Consider the following 19,692-nt stretch of genomic DNA (forward strand, 5'->3'; position numbering starts at 1 on the left):
CTATACAAACATCTCATTTAGGTATGCTTTTTTAATACTTTGTAATTTTTCCAGCTTACGCTGATGAAGGGTGATGAGGTGGTCTAGCTGGGTAAAATATGAGCCGATTTCATTCTGCTCGTCAATGGAAGGCAAGCGTATTGGAGTTTCTTTTACTTGCTCAATTGTGTAATGGGCTATTGTTCCGATATGAGAAATACCCCTTAAATATCTCCTAAATTCCGGCGAGGTAAAATAAGTATAAAGGTATCGACTATTGAATTTCTCTGTACTCTTTATCCATATTAAATCGGCATCTTTTGAGTACAAAGGGTCGTTATTAGGCACAATATAAGGAATTCCAATAGAACCTCCTCCGGTAATCAAAATATCGTCTTTTTCAAGTTTTCCGGAAACCCTTGCTAACTGTTCATATAGTTCAATTGAGATAAATGCCTTCTCATTTTCTTTTCCTTTGTAAGCAGATACAACATCACTTGACCTGAAAAATGGTATTCCCGATGAAGCCCATTCTTCTTTATGAACGCGAGCCGCTGATGCTACATTTGTCAGTTCTCCAACCGTACACTGTTCCCAAGCGTCAGTGAATCCGGCAAATCTCCTTCTTGGCTCGCACTCACCTTCAGCGGGAAACATTTCAGAAAGATAAGCAGATTTTAACGCTTCCGCTTTTTCTAACTTACGCTGATGAAGGGTGATGAGGTGGTCGAGGTTCTTGAAAAAGGCTCCTATTTTAGTTTGTTCTTCAAGATTTGACGGTACGATAACCTTTAACTGTGACATAGACTTTTGACTTACTCCTTTAGCTGTTCCTCCACTAGACAAAGCGGATAGTTCTTCAAATGTTTTCGGAGAGCGTAAAAGCACAGCGAGAAAGTCATCGGTAATCTTTTCTGTATTAACATCAAATGCAATCGTTCGTTGACTTAGAATATATCCATTATTATCAGGTACTTGCGCAACATTTCCCATTGGGGCTTCAGTTGTAAAAAGCACTTGGCCATATCTTAGTGCACTTCCAGTCATCCATTTATCGTATAGCTCTTGATTTCCATAATGAGCATCTGCGCTTGGATCGATATATCCATTTTTAACATTCAAGGCGGATAATGCTAGATAACCCGTTTCACTCCAGTCTAGCCCCAATTTCCTGGGTGTTCTTCCACGAAAATCAATAGTATTTTTGATATTGTCGAAGAATTGTCGCTGTTCCCAAGATTGATCGTTTTGAAATTCCTTAAATCGCCTTTTTGGCACTATTTTTTTTTGCTCAGTCATTACCGCACCACCAATTCACTCATTAAGGCTTCAAACGCCGATTCCAAGTCTCGACTTTCATCATCAATTGCCGACAACGTATCGGCATAGCGATTGTTCAACATTTGCAACATTCTCAGCTCTGTTTTTAGCGGTAGCTCTACCAAACGAACCATAGCATCCGCGGCGTTGCCGAACCATTTTTCATACATCAGATTGTCGATTTCTTCGTTTGTCAAAATTAAGATACGCTCGTACACGGCTTCCTTAAGCGCTTTTTCTTCATCTTTCACGGCTTTGCTGATCTCTGATTTATCTGCGAATAACTTCTCAACTTTACTCAGTAGGTTATATTCAGCTGTTCCCTTGATCGCCTTCTTCAGCTCTAATTTGACTGATTTGTTCTCAAAGGCTTCACCCGCTTCATTCAAGATCTCGCCTAAAGCATTAGCTTCATCGCTATCTTCAACTTTTGCAGCCTCAATCAAGTCTGACAGCTCAGCTTCAATCTCTTGAATACGAACATTTTTTGATTCGATTTCTTCTAGCTCATCACTGAATAAACGTTGCGCGATCAACTCATTCGGTACAATACTGCCAAACCAGCCATCTTGCTCTTCACGTTTCTTTTCACCCGTTCCTTTAGTTACCATTTTCGGCTCGCGAGTGCGTCCTGCCGTATAGAAATCACTTGACGCAATTATTTCTGTATCATGTGCCAGTGCATTCTTCCAAATCTCAGCCACAATCTGATATCCATCATAAGCATCAATATACTTAAACTCTGACAACATCACCTTGATTTCAACAAGCATTTCATCCATTAACTGAGTCAAACTACTGCAGTTACTTACATTCCGTAGAATACCCCAATATCTATCAATATAAGATTTGGCTTTACCTTCGACTTCTTTTGATGTGTCAATAATGCGCGAGTCACTCAATATATCTACAGAAATTTCATCAACTGGTTTCAATAGTTCAACATAACCGGCACGAATTTCTCTCAATGATTGTCCCAAAATATCCGACACGGTAGACTGCAAAATCTTCAAGTCGTCGATGTTCTTCTGAGGAATCCCACCAAGGAGGTGAGCATCTACATCATGAGGAATCTCTTCGTCAAGCGCCTCAATATAGCGAGGAATATTCATATTATACTGATTCGCCAGTATTTCCTCACGAGTTGCTAAATGACTGTACCCTTTCTCTTCTCTTCGTTCAACATACGTATCCACGATTTTAGCGATGTCTTTTTCTTGTAGCATGTTTTGTTTGCCAACTTTAATAAAGTTGCGAGAGGCATCAATGATTAAGACAGGTTCGCCGATTGCTCGGTTCTTCTTCAGAATGATAATAACTACTGGGATACCTGTATTGGTAAATAAATTGCTTGGCAAGCCGATGATGGTATCAATGTAATTCTTCTTGAGCAATCGTTCACGAATCTCACCTTCAGATGAACCACGGAACAGAACTCCGTGAGGTAAGACAATCGCCATTGTTCCGTTTGTACCTAAGTGGAATAATCCATGTAAAAGAAATGCAAAATCTCCTTTGGAGTCTGGTGGCAACACTCCCGCTACTTCAAAACGAGGGTCGCTGACTTTTAAACTTGCTCTGTTCCAGTTCTTCGCTGAATAAGGTGGATTCATAACCACTGCATCAAACTGTACACCTTCATTTGGACGTGTTGGATCTTCTGGCCAGTCTTGAGAAAGTGTATCACCGTTTTTAACGGTCATCTTGTCTGGGCGAACACCATGAAGCAATAGATTCATACGGGTCAAGTTGTAAGTTGCTGTATTCTTTTCTTGTCCGTAATAGCTCAAATCCTTTTGAACATCTGCATCTAAATGCTTCTTTACCGTTAATAGTAGCGAACCTGAACCGACAGTCGGATCATAAATTGACTTGATGCCTGGCGTTTTCACAGCGATTTGTGCCATAACTTCACTGACTTGGCGTGGTGTGTAGAACTCGCCTGCCTTCTTCCCTGACTCCATCGCAAACTGACCAATGAGATACTCATACGCATCACCCAATACATCACCTTTTTGCAATGCCACCATGTTCAAGTCTGCAAATAGCAAAATCAATGCCTTAATATTTTTGCTACGATCGTTTAGGCTGCTACCTAAAGCAGTATCCGTTAAATCAAGCGCAGAACTTGAGAATAATCCCTTGAAGTCATCCGAATCTCCAGACACGGCAATTGTACGCTCGAAGTTATTCAAACTATCCGTTACTTTTTGAACTTCAAAATCTCCTGAGTTGATATCTTTTAACCAAGTCTGATAGAGATGCTCGGGTGAAACATAATAACCTAGTATATTTTGAAGCATTTTATCTAGCTGTTCACCGTATTCAGCTTTGGCCTTTGTGTACTCCTCAACCAATTCATTGTCAGTCACTTGCCCTAAACCACTGGTCACTTTAAATGCTTCTAAAGTCTTATCACTCAAAAACTTGTAGAACATCAGCCCAAGCATATAATCTTTGTAACGGCTGGCATCCATTGAACCTCGCAGTTCATTTGCCCCGTCCCATAATCTGCGTTTAATTTCTTCTGATGTAATCATATGTATCCTCCATTTTTAATTTTTCAGCTCAGTTGTATTACTATATCAACATTATGCACCAAAACATTTATCTTCAAATTTGTCTGTCAGAAAAATCGGTTCAAAAAGAAATCGACTGTTGAAGATTTCAAACGAAAAACATGAAAAAGGATAAAAAATGAGAAAGCATCTGTAATCCTGTATTGCTGTAAATCCCACCAAACAACAAAAGGATATGACAAATGCCATCCCAGTATATCAACGAAATTCTTGGGTTACCAGAGCTACAACTTCATAAGATCGGCGGCGAACTTTAAATGGATGTTGCAGTTCCATCCGCCTCGACTACAATCTTGTTCACCAAACGATGATGCATATCAGTCGTAGGTTCTTTCAGACAAATGAAAATTGCTTGATGGTCTTTCTTCCCCTTCAATATTGGACATGCCACTTTAAGTAGTATAACGTAGGCTGACCCTTTAAGTCGTGCTCAGACCTTTACGATTAGCTTATAGCTACAGATATATACGGGGGAACCAGTACCTAGCGTCTGAGGATATCGGCATCAGGGGAAGTTTACGCTCATCTGACGCGCCTAAAAATTTCTTTAATATCGACTATATGAAACAACCGCCGTTCGGGGTGACTCAACTAAACTAGTCTTGACAAACTTCTCTTATCATTATTAGTGTTGGAATAATTTGTAGAAAAATGGTATAAATAAGCTACGACAGCTATATAGGGGGCATACTTTTATGGATCATGGGAGATATGGATTAACATTAACTAGAACAGTTAATGAAATATTCGACCCTTGGGAACTTTCTAGCTTTATTAATAATTTCGGAAACGAATACTATAAATTAGACCTATTAAGAACTATCTCTAAAGAGTTACAACATGGAGTATCACCTAGAAACTTCATAATTTTAAATAATCCTATTAAAAGAAGGTATCTAAACTTTGATTATGTTGATTTGACAAAAGATAATCACTTTTTTGCGTTTCAATCAATTGGATATCCTATAACTTTATACCCTAATAAGATGATATTAAAAATATCAATACTGATTAGATTGTATAAAAAATTAAATGCAATACTTACACGTAATATCTCTCCCAGTATTCTATTTCAAGCTTCCAAATTAATAGATGATTCTTTTTCTGATGCTCTTGATGAATTAACATCTGCGGCAATTAGTAAATTACCAAAGACAGCTACTGGAACATTAAAGAACAATATTTTGAATCAAAAAAAGGAATCAGAAAGTGAATTTAACGAATACCTAAAATACGATAGTGACATAGATGATTATATTGCCAGTTTAGATGACAAAGAAAATCACTATTCATTAGAGAAGTATCCTATATACTTTAATAGTTTTTTTGAAGCTTTTAATAAAATTCAGAAGCCATTAATTGGAGTGTATTTAGAGGAAGAAAATAAAGTTAAAATTCTCTGCTCCAATCATTTAATTAAAAGAAAAGAAACGTTACCTGAACTCGACTTTAAGAGCTTCGGACATAATAGCCCTTCTTTCTTTGATATATTGCCTAGTGTAGCTCAAGTAGGAAAAACTATCTATGACGCAACTCAGGAACAAAAAGTAAGGGATGCACAAATAAGAACAGAACAACTTACTCAAGAATATATAGCCGAAAAAATAGAAACCGAAAAAGTTAAAAGAAAGTATCTTGAAGAACAAATAAAAAATTTGCAACAAAAAAATCCAACTCAAAACAATGAAATAATTACAATCGATCAAGATATTATTAATATTCCTACTACCCACGTTAAAATTCAAGCTTTTGGCGCATATAATCAGCAGGTGAAAAGCATGAACGACTTACTAAGAAGAAACAAACTTGTTGTAAGTGAATACGAAAGTAGAGTTGATCAACAAGCTTAGATCCAAAAGAGTTAAATACAGAAAAAGAGGGGTTCGCCGCCCCCCCTTTGCTATTTCCGCCAATACATCTCCGATTTAATTGTCCTTCCGCACTAACAGTGAGCAACACTCCACATGTGTTGAGTAGACAGTATGAACAAATGCATATGATGTGCCCTCACCCAGCATTTTGAAAGAAGCCCCTAAGTTACTTCTTTTATTAGGAGTTTTTGATACTTTCTAAATGTATTATTACCTCGCCAATATCACGCCCACTTTGGAGAGTAACATAGTAGCGTGCCTCCATGTCTTCAATAAAGGAATACAGGAAGTTAACGTACTTTAAGTGCTTATTACTTTTTACAAACCTCTCAACTTCTAATTTTACATGATTGTAATTATCTGATGACTGAAGAGCGATATTTACTAAAGCGTTACGAACCTCGGTATCAATTCGTTCAAATTGATTCTGCTTAAAACCCTCTAAATAGGTTAGCTCTAATAATTCTATTACATATGGAAGTGCATCTATACGTTTTAGAGTTTGTAATGGCATCAATATATTGATTACTTCTTGTTCTTTTACTTTCTGTCTAACCCAGCTCACATAAAATTTCAAAGCCTCAATGTCTTGTAATTTAATAAGATACTTAGTTGCTTCTAATTTATCTTTTTCGATGGTTTCGTCTTGAAGTAAAGTATTAAGTTGATCGTAGCAATGATCTTGAATGCCGCGCTCAAAAAGACTTTTAATAACCTCGTACTTAAAGAATCCACCAATATCTTTAATTTTAGAAATAATAATATTCAATTCCTTATCTATTTTTAGATACGTGTGTAAGGCCGCCCTTCTGACCGCCTCACTTTTAGAGCCATCGATAATTAGACTTAATGAAATAGGCAACACCTCTTGAATATCATGTCGCATACAGAAATGAATATGATTTACTAATACTTCATCGATGTTTATTCCTTCAGTTAGATTTCTCCAAATTCGTTCTGACATTGAATCTAAGTCGAGATGCTCTTCAAGGTACTCAATCCCTAGCATTTCACTTCCCTCTATCCAGTCAAAGGAAATCATGTCTAATAGTATATTCTTTGGAAAAGTGAGGTTTAACTTTCGGAAAAAGAACCACAAATTTATGCATGTTGTATTCCCACTAGTGCTACCATTAGGATTTTTCGTAAGTGCACTTTTGAAATCGGCATTCTCAACGTTTCTTTCACACCAACTCTTAATCAACTCTCTTTGTTTTTCTGAGATTTCGATTTCTTTGGATGAGGACATTATTTTATGTACCTCATTAATCCAATATGAATCCCAATCCATTGTTCCGACAATGTGGAGAACTCTATCCAACCCAAGGGAAACACTCCCAGCGAGTTGATACAGAAAACGAACAACAATTTCTGAATAACTTAATCCTTTTTTTTGCAATTGTATTTTTACCTTAATCAATTCATCTTTAGTCATAGCCTGCTTTTCAACATATAATAGCCTAATTTGTTCAACAAAGGCTTCTTTACTAAAAAGTAAATTCAAATCCTGGATTGAACGAAGTTTTCGTTCCTTTTCGTAATCCCTACTATCCTGCAGCAGAAATTTATTTTCGGATACCTCATTTATACGTTTATTAAAGAAGTCTTTTATTTCCCAACTTATTGCCCATTGCAAACTCCACATGTTTTCGTCAGTCAATTCCCCTTTTAGGTATGTATCGATGATACTTTCAATATGTTCCTCTTTAATTAATAAACCAAGTGCATCCCAATTGTATCTATCCTCAATTTTTTCAAAAAGAAGAGAATCTATCGCCTTTTGTCTTGTTTTAGTCTTATCAAAAAACACTACAAACTTAGCAGCTTCATTTTGCCAATAATATTTATTCAGATTCTTATATAATTCGAAGCAGGCTAAATAAATATTTGAATCAAATTCAAAGGCTTTGGCTGCATTATTGGCAATAGCTTCGACTAGGTCATTCCAAAAATGGTGATCCTGTTTTTCCAAATTCTCATTGAAGAACTGAACTATTTTTTGTATGCCTTCGTTTGAGCTAACTTTCTCCAACCCTGCCTCTAGTTCTATTTTTTCATTTATTAATCGAGACTCACTATCACTGATGTTAATTCCCACATATTTGATCCCTTCGAGAAAAACATTTACGTAACGATCCACAGCATTACTATTTACTAGGAATGTGTATAAATTAGTTCGAAGTGAATCATCAGTAGAATGGCGTATAGAATTTACAACCGCCTCAATTACTTGATCCGCTTGAAAATGCAAATAGGTTAAAGTAGCCAGTGCCGTGCTTCTAATTAATACTTGTTGATTCTCATCCATCAATATCTCGAGTAGAATACTGCATACTTCGCTTCTCTTAGGAAGAGAGACTTTCATAAAAATAATTAATTTTAACGCATTCACACGGGTGGTATAGTTCTGGTCAGTTTTAATTTCATTAATCAAAAAGTCGATTGTTGCGATGGATTGACCAAAGCGCGCCAGTGAACTCAAGTCAAATTTATCGCGGTTAATCCAGATTTGTTTTTCCTTATAAATGTTAAATACATGTTTAAACAATTGAATACGCAGTGCTTCTTCCACATGTTCAGTTTCAAAGTATACTATCATTTCAGGATCGTTGTATTGCAGCCACTCCAATAATTGAGTGAATCTTTCGTCACAAAAGTCTATTATATTTACCAAAAATGATAAAGTATTAACCCAACTGGGTATTACCTTTTTAAATTCAGGTGGAAATGCAAGAAATGTTTTTATTGTACCCAAATCTTGTCGTGCTAAAATTCTTGCGGCAAGATATTCCTGAAAATTATTATGTTCGAATTGCCATTTGACTCCATTATTATCCACCTGTTTTTTCCAAACTGAGCAATGTGATAGAATCTCTCTAATATCCTTATTATTAACCAATAAGCATAATTCTTCTTCTGATATATAGTTTCTGCCCAGATCCTCCATGCCTAAAGCTAATGATTCAAGGGCTTCTATGAGTGTTTTTCGTTCTTCGTGCAGCTCAAATGTGTTCCTGAAGTGTTCCACATCGTTATTTATACCTTGGGAGAGTAATTCCTCGTACAATTGGGACTTATTTCTGGGAAGCACTCCATCTTTAATATACATTTTTACCATGCGTATCAAATAGAATGGTATGCATATAAGTTCTTGTAGCCTATTCTCGTGAATAACATCTTTGAAATCTATTAATTTTGCACCCAATTTAGTTTCGATATATAAGTCAATGTCGTTTTGATCCAAGTCATATAGTACATATGATTTAAACCCTTGTAAGGTTCCTGAAAAGTCACCACTCTCTGACTGATAGAAATTTTTCCGACATGAGATTAGGATATTTATCATAGGGTGCTGATCAATAAATAATTCTATAAAACGAATTGCATCCTTTTTATATTTGCTCTCAATTTCATCTAAACCATCTAAAATTAATAAGAGTTGGTCATCAGAAACATTTCTCCAATCACTCCAAAACTCATTTAACAATTCGGTCAAACTACGAGGAGTGTATTTATTTAAATTTATCAATACAGGATAGTAACCACATGGATTGTTGGATAGCATCGATGCAAGAAACTTTAATTCGGTTGATTTTCCCGTTCCAGCCCCTCCAAGCAAGGTAATCAGTTTATTTTCTTTTATTACTTCTAATATTCCATGTAATTCCTCAGGTGCTATTAACCAAGAAGCAGAATTAGATTTCTCAAGGTTTATAACCCTTCGGGGAATGTAATCATCTAATTGGGCATAGACAAGCGGCAGGATAATCTGTTCAATACTTTCTATATATTTCTGTCCTGGTGTATCTATTTCTTTCTGAGCTTTTGGTGACGAATATTGTTTACTAGCAGCAAAAAATTGTGTTAATAAACGATATACCGTGCTATTATAATCTACCTTGCATATACTCCGATGATCTTCTTCAACCGAATCCACATCCGAAATATATGGAGCATGGGATGAAGCAACTCCTACAGCCCAATCAGATTTTCCGTAAATTATTTTTTGCCTAATATGATTAAGAGACGAGACATATCGCAGCCATTTTACACTTAACTCATGGAGTTCTCTGCTATATACTTTTAATGAACGCACCTGAACAGAGATTAATTGATCTCCAATTAGGGGAGGGACAAGAGCATATGCTTTAGAAGCAACAGAAGCAATGTTCGATCCACCAAACGGTACCGCTAAATAAATGATGCCTCGATTAAGGTTTAAAAAATCATAATTCCCTCTTTCTACCTGTTCAACCAACATACTTTGAACAATAACTCCACCCATACTATGAGTTACGAAATAAATCTCTTTATGATGTACTCTAGCTTTTATTTCAGTAAACAATAAATCTGAGATATCTTTAATATGATGGCCCTTTAATAAGAAGTTCGTTTTATAACTAAATGAATATATATCATATTCATTAAAGGAATCATCTTTTTTCATAAGAAGAGGCAACGGATCACAATTCTTTTTAGTCCATGTTTGAAAAGGATGTCCTCCAAGCCCATGGACAAAAATAATTGCAAATTTATTAGTACTTTCTCGAATTCCATGCAAGCCTTTTTTGTTACCTAGATCACTACTTTGCGCATCATTCTTTTTTTTGGCTTTACCAATTCTCCATTTCTTCAAAATTCTTCCCCCGATTATGTTTTCTTTAAAAACAGTTCCATTGTACCATAAGTTGGTATTCCCTTTTTATATCGTTCGTTTTTACATCTGTTGCTGAGTAAATATGTACTACCCATTTTTGCTAACAGAAACATTCGTTTTGGCGGTAACCGCCTTCCGAGTGTCCTATCCCTTCAACTCCCGCTCCCTTGTGAAGACAGAAAAATACCCTCTCGATGAAGAGAGGGCAATCCCACATTAACTGTGTTGAGTAATCAGTGAGAACAACCTAACGAAGTGCTCTCGCCTAATTTGAGCTTTCTTAGTATATAAGTAGAACCGCACTCAGAAGAATGCGATTCCTAGTCTAACTATTACATGGAGGGGGCATGTCATGATAGAATTCCTTTTATTACTTTACTAGCTTTCGGCAATATACAATTAATCCCTCTATCTTGGCTACAATTCGTATTTGTTCTTGGAGTGGGGGAAGGGGGATTAGAATCTTTACAATATTACCTACTGCTAATCTTGGTTGAGCCGTTGTTGTAGCATATTTATTTAGATTTAGTGCTTTTAAAAAATAACCGCACCACATAACATCTGTTAAGTCAAAATGATCAACGACTACAGCATAGAAGAGCTAGAGACATTAGAGCACAAGAAAGTTGAATTAACCCTTTTGCTCCAGCATGATGAAGAAAAAGAGAGCGGATTCCGCTCCTTTGAAAAACAGGTCAAAGCTCTACTCAGCCTTGATTTTGAAAACGAAAAGATTCTAAGGTGTATTGTGAGTAAGCTCATTCATAAAATAGAGGTTTATGAGGGCGGCAATATCAAAATACACTACAACTTCCGCAATCCAGAAACAAAAAAGGGAGCGTAAGCCTAGCTTACGACTCCCTCCATTTTAGTAACACTGTACACTCCACATGCACCGTATGCGGAAACATATCCACCGGCTGCACCTCTACCGTGCGATATCCGCCATCTTCCAGCACGCGAAGGTCGCGAGCCAGTGTCGACGGATTACACGACACATACACCACACGCTCCGGCCGCATCGCCAAAATCGTCTCAAGCAGAGCTTCGTCGCAGCCTTTACGCGGCGGGTCGACGACGATGACGTCGGCGACGATGCCTTCTCGGCGCCAGCGTGGGATGACAACCTCAGCTAGGCCAGCCTCGAATGAAGCGTTCGTAATGCCGTTCAACTCGGCATTTCGCTTCGCGTCTTCGATGGCTTCCGGCACAATCTCCACTCCGTAGACGTGTCCTGCCGCCCGGGCCAAGAACAAAGAAATCGTCCCGATGCCGCAATAGGCATCAATAACTCTCTCGCCGCCGCTAAGCGCGGCGTATTCGACCGCCCGGCGGTAGAGCTCCACCGTCTGTACTGGGTTCACTTGATAGAACGAGCGAGCCGAGATCGCAAAGCGAATCCCCTCGAGCTCGTCGTAGATGACCTCGCTGCCCCAGAGGACGCGGGTCTTGTCGCCGAAGATCACGTTCGTGTCGCGCGTGTTCACATTCTGCACGATGCCGGTCACGCCAGGTATCGCTTCACGGATTCGCTCAATCCAGCGCTCCACCTGCGGAATGCGCTCGCCGTTCGTGATGAGCACGATCATCGCTTCGCCGGAGACGAAGCCGACGCGCACCATCACGTGGCGCAGCAGACCACGGCCTGTCTCTTCGTTGTAGGCCGTGATGCCAAGCTCGCGTCCGATCTCCTTGACGCGAGCTACGATCTCATCATTGCGCGAGTGCTGAATCATGCACTCGTCCATATCAATGATGCGATGGCTTCCGCGTGCGTAGAAGCCACCAATTAACCGCTCCGGCGACACCAATCCATCGCCGTCGCCACCTGTCACCGTAGCCGCCATGCCCATCGGCACGGATGCCTTGTTCCGATAACGCCAAGGCTCGGACATGCCGAGCGTCGGATGCACTACAACCGCGTCGTCTGCCGCGCCTTCCCCAGAACCCGCAACCCGCAGCTTCCCAATCCGCTCCAGGTTGTCCACCACGTGCTGACGCTTCCATGCAAGCTGTGCCTTGTAGCTCAGATGCTGCAGCTGGCAGCCGCCGCACTGTTTATAGATCGCGCACGGTGCATCGACACGGTCCGGACTCGCGACCAGCAGCTCCTGAAGCTTCGCGTAACCGTAAGTCTTCTTCAACTTCAATACCTTCGCGCGCACGCGCTCGCCGGGAAGTGCTCCCTGTATAAAAAGGGTAAAGCCGTCTGCGCGGCCTACCCCTTCGCCTTCATGCGTCAAGCCGACAATGTCGACGACGACCTCTTCATTTTTCGCCACTGGCACTTGCACTGCTTTGCCCTTCATCTTTTCCTACCCGCTCCGTTTTCCTCAGGTGTATAGCAATTGATCTTGCTTTTGCCGCACCTTTACTTCTATGCTCTTACCCTTATTTATAAGTAGAATTGCCAGCTTCATCGACAAAAATGTTTAAATGCGATGGCAGCGCCGTGAACGTGCATGGCAGCGTACCGCCATACTCTCCGTCCAGGTTCAGCTGCACATAATCCGGTGTCGTCACCACAAGCTCGCTCGTGCGGAAATGTACGACATGCGGATCGTTCAAGTGCTCCCCGCGCAGCGCCAGCGACGCCAAACGGATAAACTCGCCGAGGTTGCACCGCTTCAGTACAACGACATCGAACAAGCCGTCGTCGAGACTCGCCTCTGGGGCTAGCTTTTCGAAGCCGCCGACCGAGTTACTGTTACAGATGAGGAACAACATAATCTCCTCATGAATCTCGCCAATTTCCTTCGCCCGAATGCGAAGCTCCGTCGGACGGAGGCGGGTCATTTTCTCCAGACCCTTCATATAATAGGCCAACTGGCCGATCATCGTCTTCAACTTGCTCGGCACCTCATAGGTCAGCTCCGTGAGCGAACCACCACCGGCAATATTGATAAAATACCGCTGATTCGCCCGACCAAGATCGATCGGCCGCGAGTACTGCTGAATAATGAGATCGCATGCGTACTCCCAATGCTTCGGAATGCCAAGCGCTCTTGCAAAATCATTCGTCGTCCCAAGAGGCAATATCCCGATAGGAGGCCGCACGTCCTTCTCCGCCAGACCGTTAATGACCTCATACAGCGTACCGTCACCGCCCGCTGCAATGATCATATCGAAGCCGCGGTCCGCCGCCTCGGAAGCCGCGATCGTCGCGTCACCCTCACCGGATGTCGCATGGCAACTCGTCTCAATGCCGCCGCGCTCCAGCCGCTGAAGAATATCGGGGAGCCGCTTCTTAATCTCCTCGCGTCCCGACGTTGGGTTATAAATCAGCCTTGCCCGCTTAATTATCACTGCCGCACACCTCCCAAGCTCCAACAACCAATCCGCACTTAGCACTACCTTCTACTATACACGATAGAGGGCTTAGTTCCCAAACTGCCTTCCCAACAGTACCCCACCATTACATCGTAGAAAGCCACTTCCGAATCTGCCGCTCCATCCAACGCGCAATCTGCGGTGACGGCAGCAGTGCCCGCCCGTTATACCGATAGTTCAGACCGGCAAGACGAGTCGGAATGACCGTACGTGTAAAATAACCCTCACTAAGAAAAAGCGGCACCACGATGAACGTATCATCCGGATACCGCCGCTGCAAAGCCCCGAGCTTGCACGCCGCTTGATTCGGCAGCAGCATCGCGCTATGCGCGCCCGCGAACCCGCCGAGCTCGCGCACCCGCTCCGCCAGCGCCGCCATGCCATCGCGCCAGCGGCCATGAAACACCGCCTCGCGCGATCCGTGCGCGACAAGCAGAAGTCGCTCCCGCCGCCGCGCCGCAGGCAGCTGCTCCGCTCTCGCTCCATCGCTCGGCTCGCCAACCGCCAGCGCGTTCAGCTCGCTCTCCCGCTCCGCTGCGGTCAGCTCCGCCAGCGCTCCCGCGCTTTCACTAGGCTCGCCAGATTCACCCGCGAGCGTCTCGTGCTTCGCCATCGCCGACAGTTGCTCCGTTCCTTCGCTCGGCTCGTTCTTCGCTTTCGCCAAAGGTCGCTCTTCTCGCGCTCCAACTTCCTCTTTCAGCTCGCATTCCGCCGCCAAAGCTCGCTCCGCTCCCGCGCTTAGCGTGCCATCGCGCCCCCCCGACAACCCCGCAATATTGCGCAACAACAGTTCCGCAATATCGCCATCGTCGTCGATCGGCACGCCGAACCGCACTCGCACGCCGCGCTGCACTACAAACCGCTCAAGCTCACCAACCCGCGCCGCCGATACTGGCTCCATTCCAAAAGCCTGCGCAATGTCGTCCACATGCGTGCTCCCGGACGACACAAAAAGCGGAAGGACGTAGAGATCCGTCACACCTTCCGCTTCCAATACATGCACACCGTCTTGGATGAGTCGTCCTTCGACGAGCTCAAGAAATGCAGATACAACCGGCACCTCGCTGCCCATAAGGTCAGCGCAGGCTGACACCGCATCATCCACGAGCCTCACCCAATCCGCTTCACGCGATCCGTGGCTTACCACTAATACTCCTGGTTTTGTTCCTGGGTTTATACCTAACTTCATTCGATCATCATCCCGTACAGGCACCTAGCGCCCTGAACGCTCCAGCGCCATTTTGTAACCGTCATTGCCGTAATTGAGGCAACGCTTCACACGCGAGATCGTCGCCGTGCTTGCGCCTGTCTCCGCTTCAATTTGATTATATGTCGCACCTTTGCCTAGCATACGCGCTACTTCAAGCCGCTGGGACAGCGATTGAATCTCATTCACCGTACAAAGATCGTCAAAGAAAATATAACACTCTTCAACCGTCTTCAGCGTTAAAACCGCCTCGAACAACTGGTCGACTGATTTATCATTCAGCTTCTTTAATTGCATCGTCCGCTCACCCCTACCAGAACTAATAATATGCTCATTGTAGTCCTTTCTAGTAGAATTTTCAAGCGTCACCGCTTTACAGAATAGAAGGACTCAAAGCCGCGACGAGCGAGTTTCCGGGGTTACGGGTTTCGGGTTTCGGGTTTCGGGTTTCGGGTTTCGGGGTTTCGGGGTTTCGGGGTTTCGGGGTTTCGGGGTTTCGGGGTTTCGGGCTTTCGGGCTTCCGGGCTTTCGTTTCAGGTTCCCACCCTGTCGTCCACTGCTCCTATCCCCTCAAGGCAAGCGCGGAAATTTATTCCGCGCATGCGGGCTATCGTCCAATCCGCATGTTCGCCTACTCCATAGACTAACGTATACAAATAAGGCACAAAGGTGTGATCTCCCGTGAACTACCGCTACGATCCGTCAGGCCGCAACACGCCGCAGCCCCACGGCGGTCCAGGGCCAGGTCAAGGCCTGCAAAATCAGGGGCAGAGCCAATTCCCGGGCATCTCCGACCCTTTCATCGGCAAAAATAATAAGAGCGTCGGGCTCACCTCTCCCGTTCCATTCAACACAACTGAAGTGTCGAATGAATTCTCCGGCGGTGTCCCTACGTTTTCAATTCAACCGGCATCGAATATGCAGATTATCCCGCTTCCCGAATCCAATACATCCATCCTCCCAGCCGCTGCGGAAGATACTAAAACCGAGAAGACCGGCTTCAATCTCACGAACAGCCTGAACGATCTGAAGAGTGTCGTCGACCGTATGGGCGGCATAGACGGCATCGTGACGACGATGGGCAAAGTGCAGAAGGTCGTCGGCAGCATTACGCAGATGGCGCCGCTCATCAAAGTGCTCGCCACTTCCTTTACACCTGGCAAGAAAGGCGCCAAGATTGCAGAGGACGATGACGATGATGCACCAGTAAAACGCCGACGCAAGAAAAAAGGACACAAGTCCGTGAAAGGCAAAGGCATGAGCACCGTAACACCAGGTGGTTCACGTCCGCGCCGGAAACGCCGCCCGCCAAGCCGTTAGCTCTTAATGCTCTTAGCGCCTTAGCGCCCTTAGCGCCCTTAACGCCCTCAACTCCCTTATCCTTTAATCCCTAGCTCTTCACGCTCTATACAAACAACAAAGCCGGAATCCTCGACTAAGCGCATCAAGCGCTTCCAGAGGATTCCGGCCTTTTTTCAACCTTTTAGATAAACAACGCAATGACTTGATAGATCAGCGCCGACAGAATCGCCGCAATCGGAATCGTAATGATCCACGATAAAATGATTCGTCCAGCGAGATCCCACTTCACAGCGGAGAAGCGCTTCGCACTGCCTACGCCGAGAATGGAAGACGTGATGACATGCGTCGTACTAACGGGCAGGTGAATACTCGTAGCTGAGAAGATAATGCTCGCAGATACGATATCCGCCGCGAAACCGTTGATCGGCTCGATTTTGAAAATTTTCGTACCCATCGTCTTAATGATCTTCCATCCGCCGATTGACGTACCAAGCGCCATCGCCACTGCCGCAGAGATCTTAACCCACAACGGGATATGATCCGTCGTATCTTGGATGCCTGCTGCGACGAGCGCGAACGTAATTATACCCATTGCTTTCTGAGCATCGTTCGTACCATGCGTAAATGACTGGAACGCAGCCGTCAATATCTGCCCGGAACGGAAGCCTCTATTGATAAGATGCGGATTCGATCTGGCGAATATTTGCTTCAAGATCCACATCACGATGAAACCACCGGCGAATGCAATGAGCGGCGAGAAAATAAGTGCTTTCAAGATATCAACAAAGCCTTTTGAATTAATAGCATCAAAACCAGAGGAGCTGATTACCGCACCCGTCAACGCGCCGATGAGCGCATGGGAAGACGATGACGGAATACCAAGCCACCACGTGAGCAAGTTCCACGCAATGGCGCCGATCAGCGTCGCGACGACAACCTGTACGCCATGGTCAAGCGTTGCCGGATTCGCAACTTTTCCTCCGATTGTTTTGGCGACGCCTGTAAACATAACCGCGCCGACGAAGTTCATCAGCGAGGCTAGAATAATCGCCATGCGCGGCGACAGTGCCCGTGTCGACACGGAAGTCGCAATCGCATTGGCCGTATCATGGAAGCCATTGATAAAGTCGAATGCGAGTGCTAGAAAAATTACAATACCAACCCAAATGTAAATGGTGTCCATGCTACTCGTCCCCGCTCCTTAGCTGTTGCGCATAATAATGGTTTCGAGTGTGTTGGCGACATCCTCACAGTAGTCAGTCGTTTGCTCAAGACGCTCATAGATCTCTTTGCGCTTGATCAGCTCGATCGGGTCTTTCACGTTCGTGAACAAGCTTTTTACGCTGACGCGAAGCAGATCATCGGCTTGGTTCTCTAGCTCGTTAATGTGAATGGCAGGCTCACGCATCGCAAGCAGCTTCTTCTCCGACAAGAGATAGATCGCCTTCTTGATTTGCTGTGCGCAGCGCAGGATGTTGTCCGCAAACAGCGTGACATACTCGTCCGGCTCCGTAATGTTGTACATCTCGAAACGGGATGCGCATGCTTCGATGCCGTCAAGCACATCGTCCAGCGACGTCGTCAGCTTGAGGATATCTTCACGTTCAATCGGTGTGATAAACGTTTTATTCAGTTCTGTTAGTATTTTATGTACATAGCGATCGCACTTACTTTCATACTCTTTCATCGACTTCGCGAACTGCGTCGCATCTTTGATCTTCGAAACGTTCTGCTCGAAGTAATGCACAGCTTCTAGGATCGTGTCCGCCATCGATTCAAGCGTTGTAAAGAAAACGTCGTCTTTTTTCTTAAACATAATTATCCCCTTCGTTATAGCGTGCTTGATTTACACCATCGCCCCTGAAATTTTTCGTCAAAATCCACAGGAAACCGACAATATCTTAACATAGTTTACCTTCTAATTGTTAAGGGATTGTAAAGGTTTTATGACTTTATTTCAACAACCGCAAATTTATTTTGAGCGGATAGCCTTCACGCCCTCCTAGTGTCTTCCGGCACACCCGATTTTAACCGCCTTCGCAGTAAAAAAAAGAAGCCGAAAACCATTAGGTTCACAGCTTCCCTCCTTTATCGCATTCTTCTATTCAGCCACGATCTGGACATGGCCTTCAAACGTCGGCGTCATCGGTACAATGTGATAGAACGTATGCCCCGCCACGAATGGTAGCTCCTGACCGTCCTTCATAATGTGTATCGCACCGTCGCTGCCGCGCTCCCACGTACAGTCGATCTTCTTGCCTAGCTGGAACAGCATCGCAGGTCCTCCTGATTCAAGGTCAATCTCGAGCCTGCCATAATCATCATACGTCTTATGCTTCGCGCCCATGACAACAAGATTCGTAGCGGTCAGCTGCTTGTTCGTCGTGAGGTCCGTGTGCGGCTTATCGTTGATGAAACGGTCATATAGCTTCGTGCTCGAATTGTACAGATAGGAGAGCTTGTAGTCCTTCAGCAGAAAATGAATGATGACCTTCGAAGCCGAATCACCGCCCGCTGTTGCCCCCGCCTCCGACCACTGGAACGTAGGGATGTCCACCGTCTCGTCATATTTCTTCTTTGCAGCCCCTGCACGAAGCTTCTCCAAGTTCGAGTAGAGATTGTGCGGCGCCTTCCGGAACGATTCGCGGTAGAAATAAGCGCCTGCGTTCGAAATCTCGTCGAGATAAGCCTTCCCATGATGCTGCAAAATATCATAGCCCTGCTGGCTTGCTCCAGCATGAGCGAGAATAGCGTGATACCCGTCACCGATGCGAATAAGATATGGACGATTGCTGCGAATCGGGCCAATGGGATCGCTCCCCATGTAGCTCTGGTAGACGGCTACGAGCCGCGTTATGCCACCCTCTGCGAGCACTTCCCATACCACATCTGCGTTCGGCAGCCCTGATTGAGGACGGGCACTGGCAAAGTTATTCACCATAACCGCGATTGGACGGTTCTTCGCTTCACTGTCTTCAGCCAGTCCTGTTAGCGGTGCGATATATTGAGGCGGGTCGACGGCAGGTGGATCAATCGGAGCTGTATCAACTGGTTGATCTGCGTTCGTATTTGTCGCTGGAGCTGTTACAGCCTCCGAGGAATTTGCGTTCAATTTCTTATCATCGCTGCAGCCGGTGAGCATGAACGCTGCAAGCAGCAGCAAAGTGGCGCCATAGCCAATCGTACGCTTTCTTCGATTCTGATTCGCTTTTATCATCTGCTTACCCGCTTTCTGGAGAATTTTGTCGTTGTACGAGGATTATACTTCATTACACCATAGAAGCGGTAGCGTTGTCTTCCATCCTTGGATGGAATTGAAAGACCTCATTTATAGCATAATAGCCATAATGAAAGCTCCCGCATAAGCGGTCAGGAGGCTATTCGTACGATGCCAACCTTTCTACATTGGATTTCGAACCACTGGTTTTCCAGCACCATTGTTGTGCT

General features: G+C 43.9%; 14 protein-coding genes. 3 read left to right on the top strand and 11 right to left on the bottom strand.

Features of this window, described 5'->3' with window-relative positions:
* Positions 1-1,278 carry a restriction endonuclease subunit S gene (locus tag BMY11_RS25740; protein ID WP_090582825.1) on the bottom strand — a complete coding sequence of 426 codons (1,278 nt, stop codon included), beginning with the start codon at positions 1,276-1,278 and terminating at the stop codon, positions 1-3.
* The gene (locus BMY11_RS25745; RefSeq protein ID WP_090582827.1) at positions 1,278-3,839 is read right to left on the bottom strand and encodes a type I restriction-modification system subunit M; all 2,562 of its coding nucleotides are present in this window, start codon (positions 3,837-3,839) and stop codon (positions 1,278-1,280) included. Before BMY11_RS25745 ends, BMY11_RS25740 begins: the two co-directional genes overlap by 1 nt.
* Positions 3,840-4,573: 734 nt before the next feature.
* Here BMY11_RS25745 and BMY11_RS25750 point away from each other — a divergent pair.
* Positions 4,574-5,728 carry a hypothetical protein gene (locus tag BMY11_RS25750; RefSeq protein ID WP_090582829.1) on the top strand — a complete coding sequence of 385 codons (1,155 nt, stop codon included), beginning with the start codon at positions 4,574-4,576 and terminating at the stop codon, positions 5,726-5,728.
* 199 nt (positions 5,729-5,927) lie between these two features.
* On the opposite strand, the gene BMY11_RS25755 is transcribed toward BMY11_RS25750, so the two are convergent.
* Both BMY11_RS25755 and BMY11_RS29810 read right to left on the bottom strand, forming a co-directional pair.
* Entirely contained in the window at positions 5,928-10,385 is a 4,458-nt protein-coding gene (locus tag BMY11_RS25755; protein WP_090582831.1) for an NACHT domain-containing protein, read from the bottom strand.
* A 391-nt stretch (positions 10,386-10,776) separates the two neighbouring features.
* Positions 10,777-10,962: a restriction endonuclease subunit S gene (locus BMY11_RS29810; RefSeq protein WP_090582833.1), complete on the bottom strand. Its 186-nt coding sequence runs from the start codon at positions 10,960-10,962 to the stop codon at positions 10,777-10,779.
* 18 nt (positions 10,963-10,980) lie between these two features.
* On the opposite strand from BMY11_RS29810, the gene BMY11_RS25765 reads away from it, so the two are divergent.
* Positions 10,981-11,250, top strand: a complete 270-nt coding sequence (locus BMY11_RS25765; RefSeq protein WP_090582835.1) for a hypothetical protein — start codon at positions 10,981-10,983, stop codon at positions 11,248-11,250.
* 7 nt (positions 11,251-11,257) lie between these two features.
* Here BMY11_RS25765 and rlmD read toward each other — a convergent pair whose 3' ends face one another.
* The 4 genes from rlmD to BMY11_RS25790 all read right to left on the bottom strand — a co-directional run bounded on the left by rlmD (position 11,258) and on the right by BMY11_RS25790 (position 15,240).
* Positions 11,258-12,715 (bottom strand): 23S rRNA (uracil(1939)-C(5))-methyltransferase RlmD, encoded by a 1,458-nt coding sequence (gene rlmD, locus BMY11_RS25770; RefSeq protein ID WP_090582837.1) that lies wholly within the window; start codon positions 12,713-12,715, stop codon positions 11,258-11,260.
* Between the two features lie 82 nt (positions 12,716-12,797).
* The gene (locus BMY11_RS25775; protein ID WP_090582989.1) at positions 12,798-13,709 is read right to left on the bottom strand and encodes a diacylglycerol kinase; all 912 of its coding nucleotides are present in this window, start codon (positions 13,707-13,709) and stop codon (positions 12,798-12,800) included.
* A 112-nt stretch (positions 13,710-13,821) separates the two neighbouring features.
* Positions 13,822-14,925 (bottom strand): CbiX/SirB N-terminal domain-containing protein, encoded by a 1,104-nt coding sequence (locus tag BMY11_RS29530; RefSeq protein WP_256217779.1) that lies wholly within the window; start codon positions 14,923-14,925, stop codon positions 13,822-13,824.
* Between the two features lie 24 nt (positions 14,926-14,949).
* Positions 14,950-15,240 (bottom strand): YerC/YecD family TrpR-related protein, encoded by a 291-nt coding sequence (locus tag BMY11_RS25790; protein ID WP_090582839.1) that lies wholly within the window; start codon positions 15,238-15,240, stop codon positions 14,950-14,952.
* 384 nt (positions 15,241-15,624) lie between these two features.
* Here BMY11_RS25790 and BMY11_RS25795 point away from each other — a divergent pair, with 384 nt between their 5' ends.
* Positions 15,625-16,263, top strand: coding sequence for a hypothetical protein (locus tag BMY11_RS25795; RefSeq protein WP_090582841.1), 639 nt, complete (start codon positions 15,625-15,627; stop codon positions 16,261-16,263).
* Between the two features lie 163 nt (positions 16,264-16,426).
* Here the strand turns inward: BMY11_RS25795 and BMY11_RS25800 are convergent, their stop codons facing one another.
* From BMY11_RS25800 to BMY11_RS25810, 3 genes are all read right to left on the bottom strand, one after another.
* Positions 16,427-17,428, bottom strand: coding sequence for an inorganic phosphate transporter (locus BMY11_RS25800; RefSeq protein WP_090582843.1), 1,002 nt, complete (start codon positions 17,426-17,428; stop codon positions 16,427-16,429).
* An 18-nt stretch (positions 17,429-17,446) separates the two neighbouring features.
* Positions 17,447-18,061, bottom strand: a complete 615-nt coding sequence (locus BMY11_RS25805) for a DUF47 domain-containing protein (RefSeq protein ID WP_090582846.1) — start codon at positions 18,059-18,061, stop codon at positions 17,447-17,449.
* Positions 18,062-18,346: 285 nt separating this feature from the next.
* Positions 18,347-19,462, bottom strand: coding sequence for a DUF3048 domain-containing protein (locus BMY11_RS25810; protein ID WP_177182834.1), 1,116 nt, complete (start codon positions 19,460-19,462; stop codon positions 18,347-18,349).
* Between the last annotated feature and the right edge of the window lie 230 nt (positions 19,463-19,692).

It is taken from the genome of Paenibacillus sp. OV219, assembly GCF_900110075.1.
GTDB lineage: Bacteria > Bacillota > Bacilli > Paenibacillales > Paenibacillaceae > Paenibacillus_Z.

Excerpts from the sequence above, each read along its gene's own strand:
- BMY11_RS25740 (WP_090582825.1), bottom strand. The coding sequence starts at position 1,278 with ATGACTGAGCAAAAAAAAATAGTGCCAAAAAGGCGATTTAAGGAATTT.
- BMY11_RS25745 (WP_090582827.1), bottom strand. The coding sequence starts at position 3,839 with ATGATTACATCAGAAGAAATTAAACGCAGATTATGGGACGGGGCAAAT.
- BMY11_RS25750 (WP_090582829.1), top strand. The coding sequence starts at position 4,574 with ATGGATCATGGGAGATATGGATTAACATTAACTAGAACAGTTAATGAA.
- BMY11_RS29810 (WP_090582833.1), bottom strand. The coding sequence starts at position 10,962 with ATGTGGTGCGGTTATTTTTTAAAAGCACTAAATCTAAATAAATATGCT.
- BMY11_RS25765 (WP_090582835.1), top strand. The coding sequence starts at position 10,981 with ATGATCAACGACTACAGCATAGAAGAGCTAGAGACATTAGAGCACAAG.
- rlmD (WP_090582837.1), bottom strand. The coding sequence starts at position 12,715 with ATGAAGGGCAAAGCAGTGCAAGTGCCAGTGGCGAAAAATGAAGAGGTC.
- BMY11_RS29530 (WP_256217779.1), bottom strand. The coding sequence starts at position 14,925 with ATGAAGTTAGGTATAAACCCAGGAACAAAACCAGGAGTATTAGTGGTA.
- BMY11_RS25790 (WP_090582839.1), bottom strand. The coding sequence starts at position 15,240 with ATGCAATTAAAGAAGCTGAATGATAAATCAGTCGACCAGTTGTTCGAG.
- BMY11_RS25800 (WP_090582843.1), bottom strand. The coding sequence starts at position 17,428 with ATGGACACCATTTACATTTGGGTTGGTATTGTAATTTTTCTAGCACTC.
- BMY11_RS25805 (WP_090582846.1), bottom strand. The coding sequence starts at position 18,061 with ATGTTTAAGAAAAAAGACGACGTTTTCTTTACAACGCTTGAATCGATG.
- BMY11_RS25810 (WP_177182834.1), bottom strand. The coding sequence starts at position 19,462 with ATGATAAAAGCGAATCAGAATCGAAGAAAGCGTACGATTGGCTATGGC.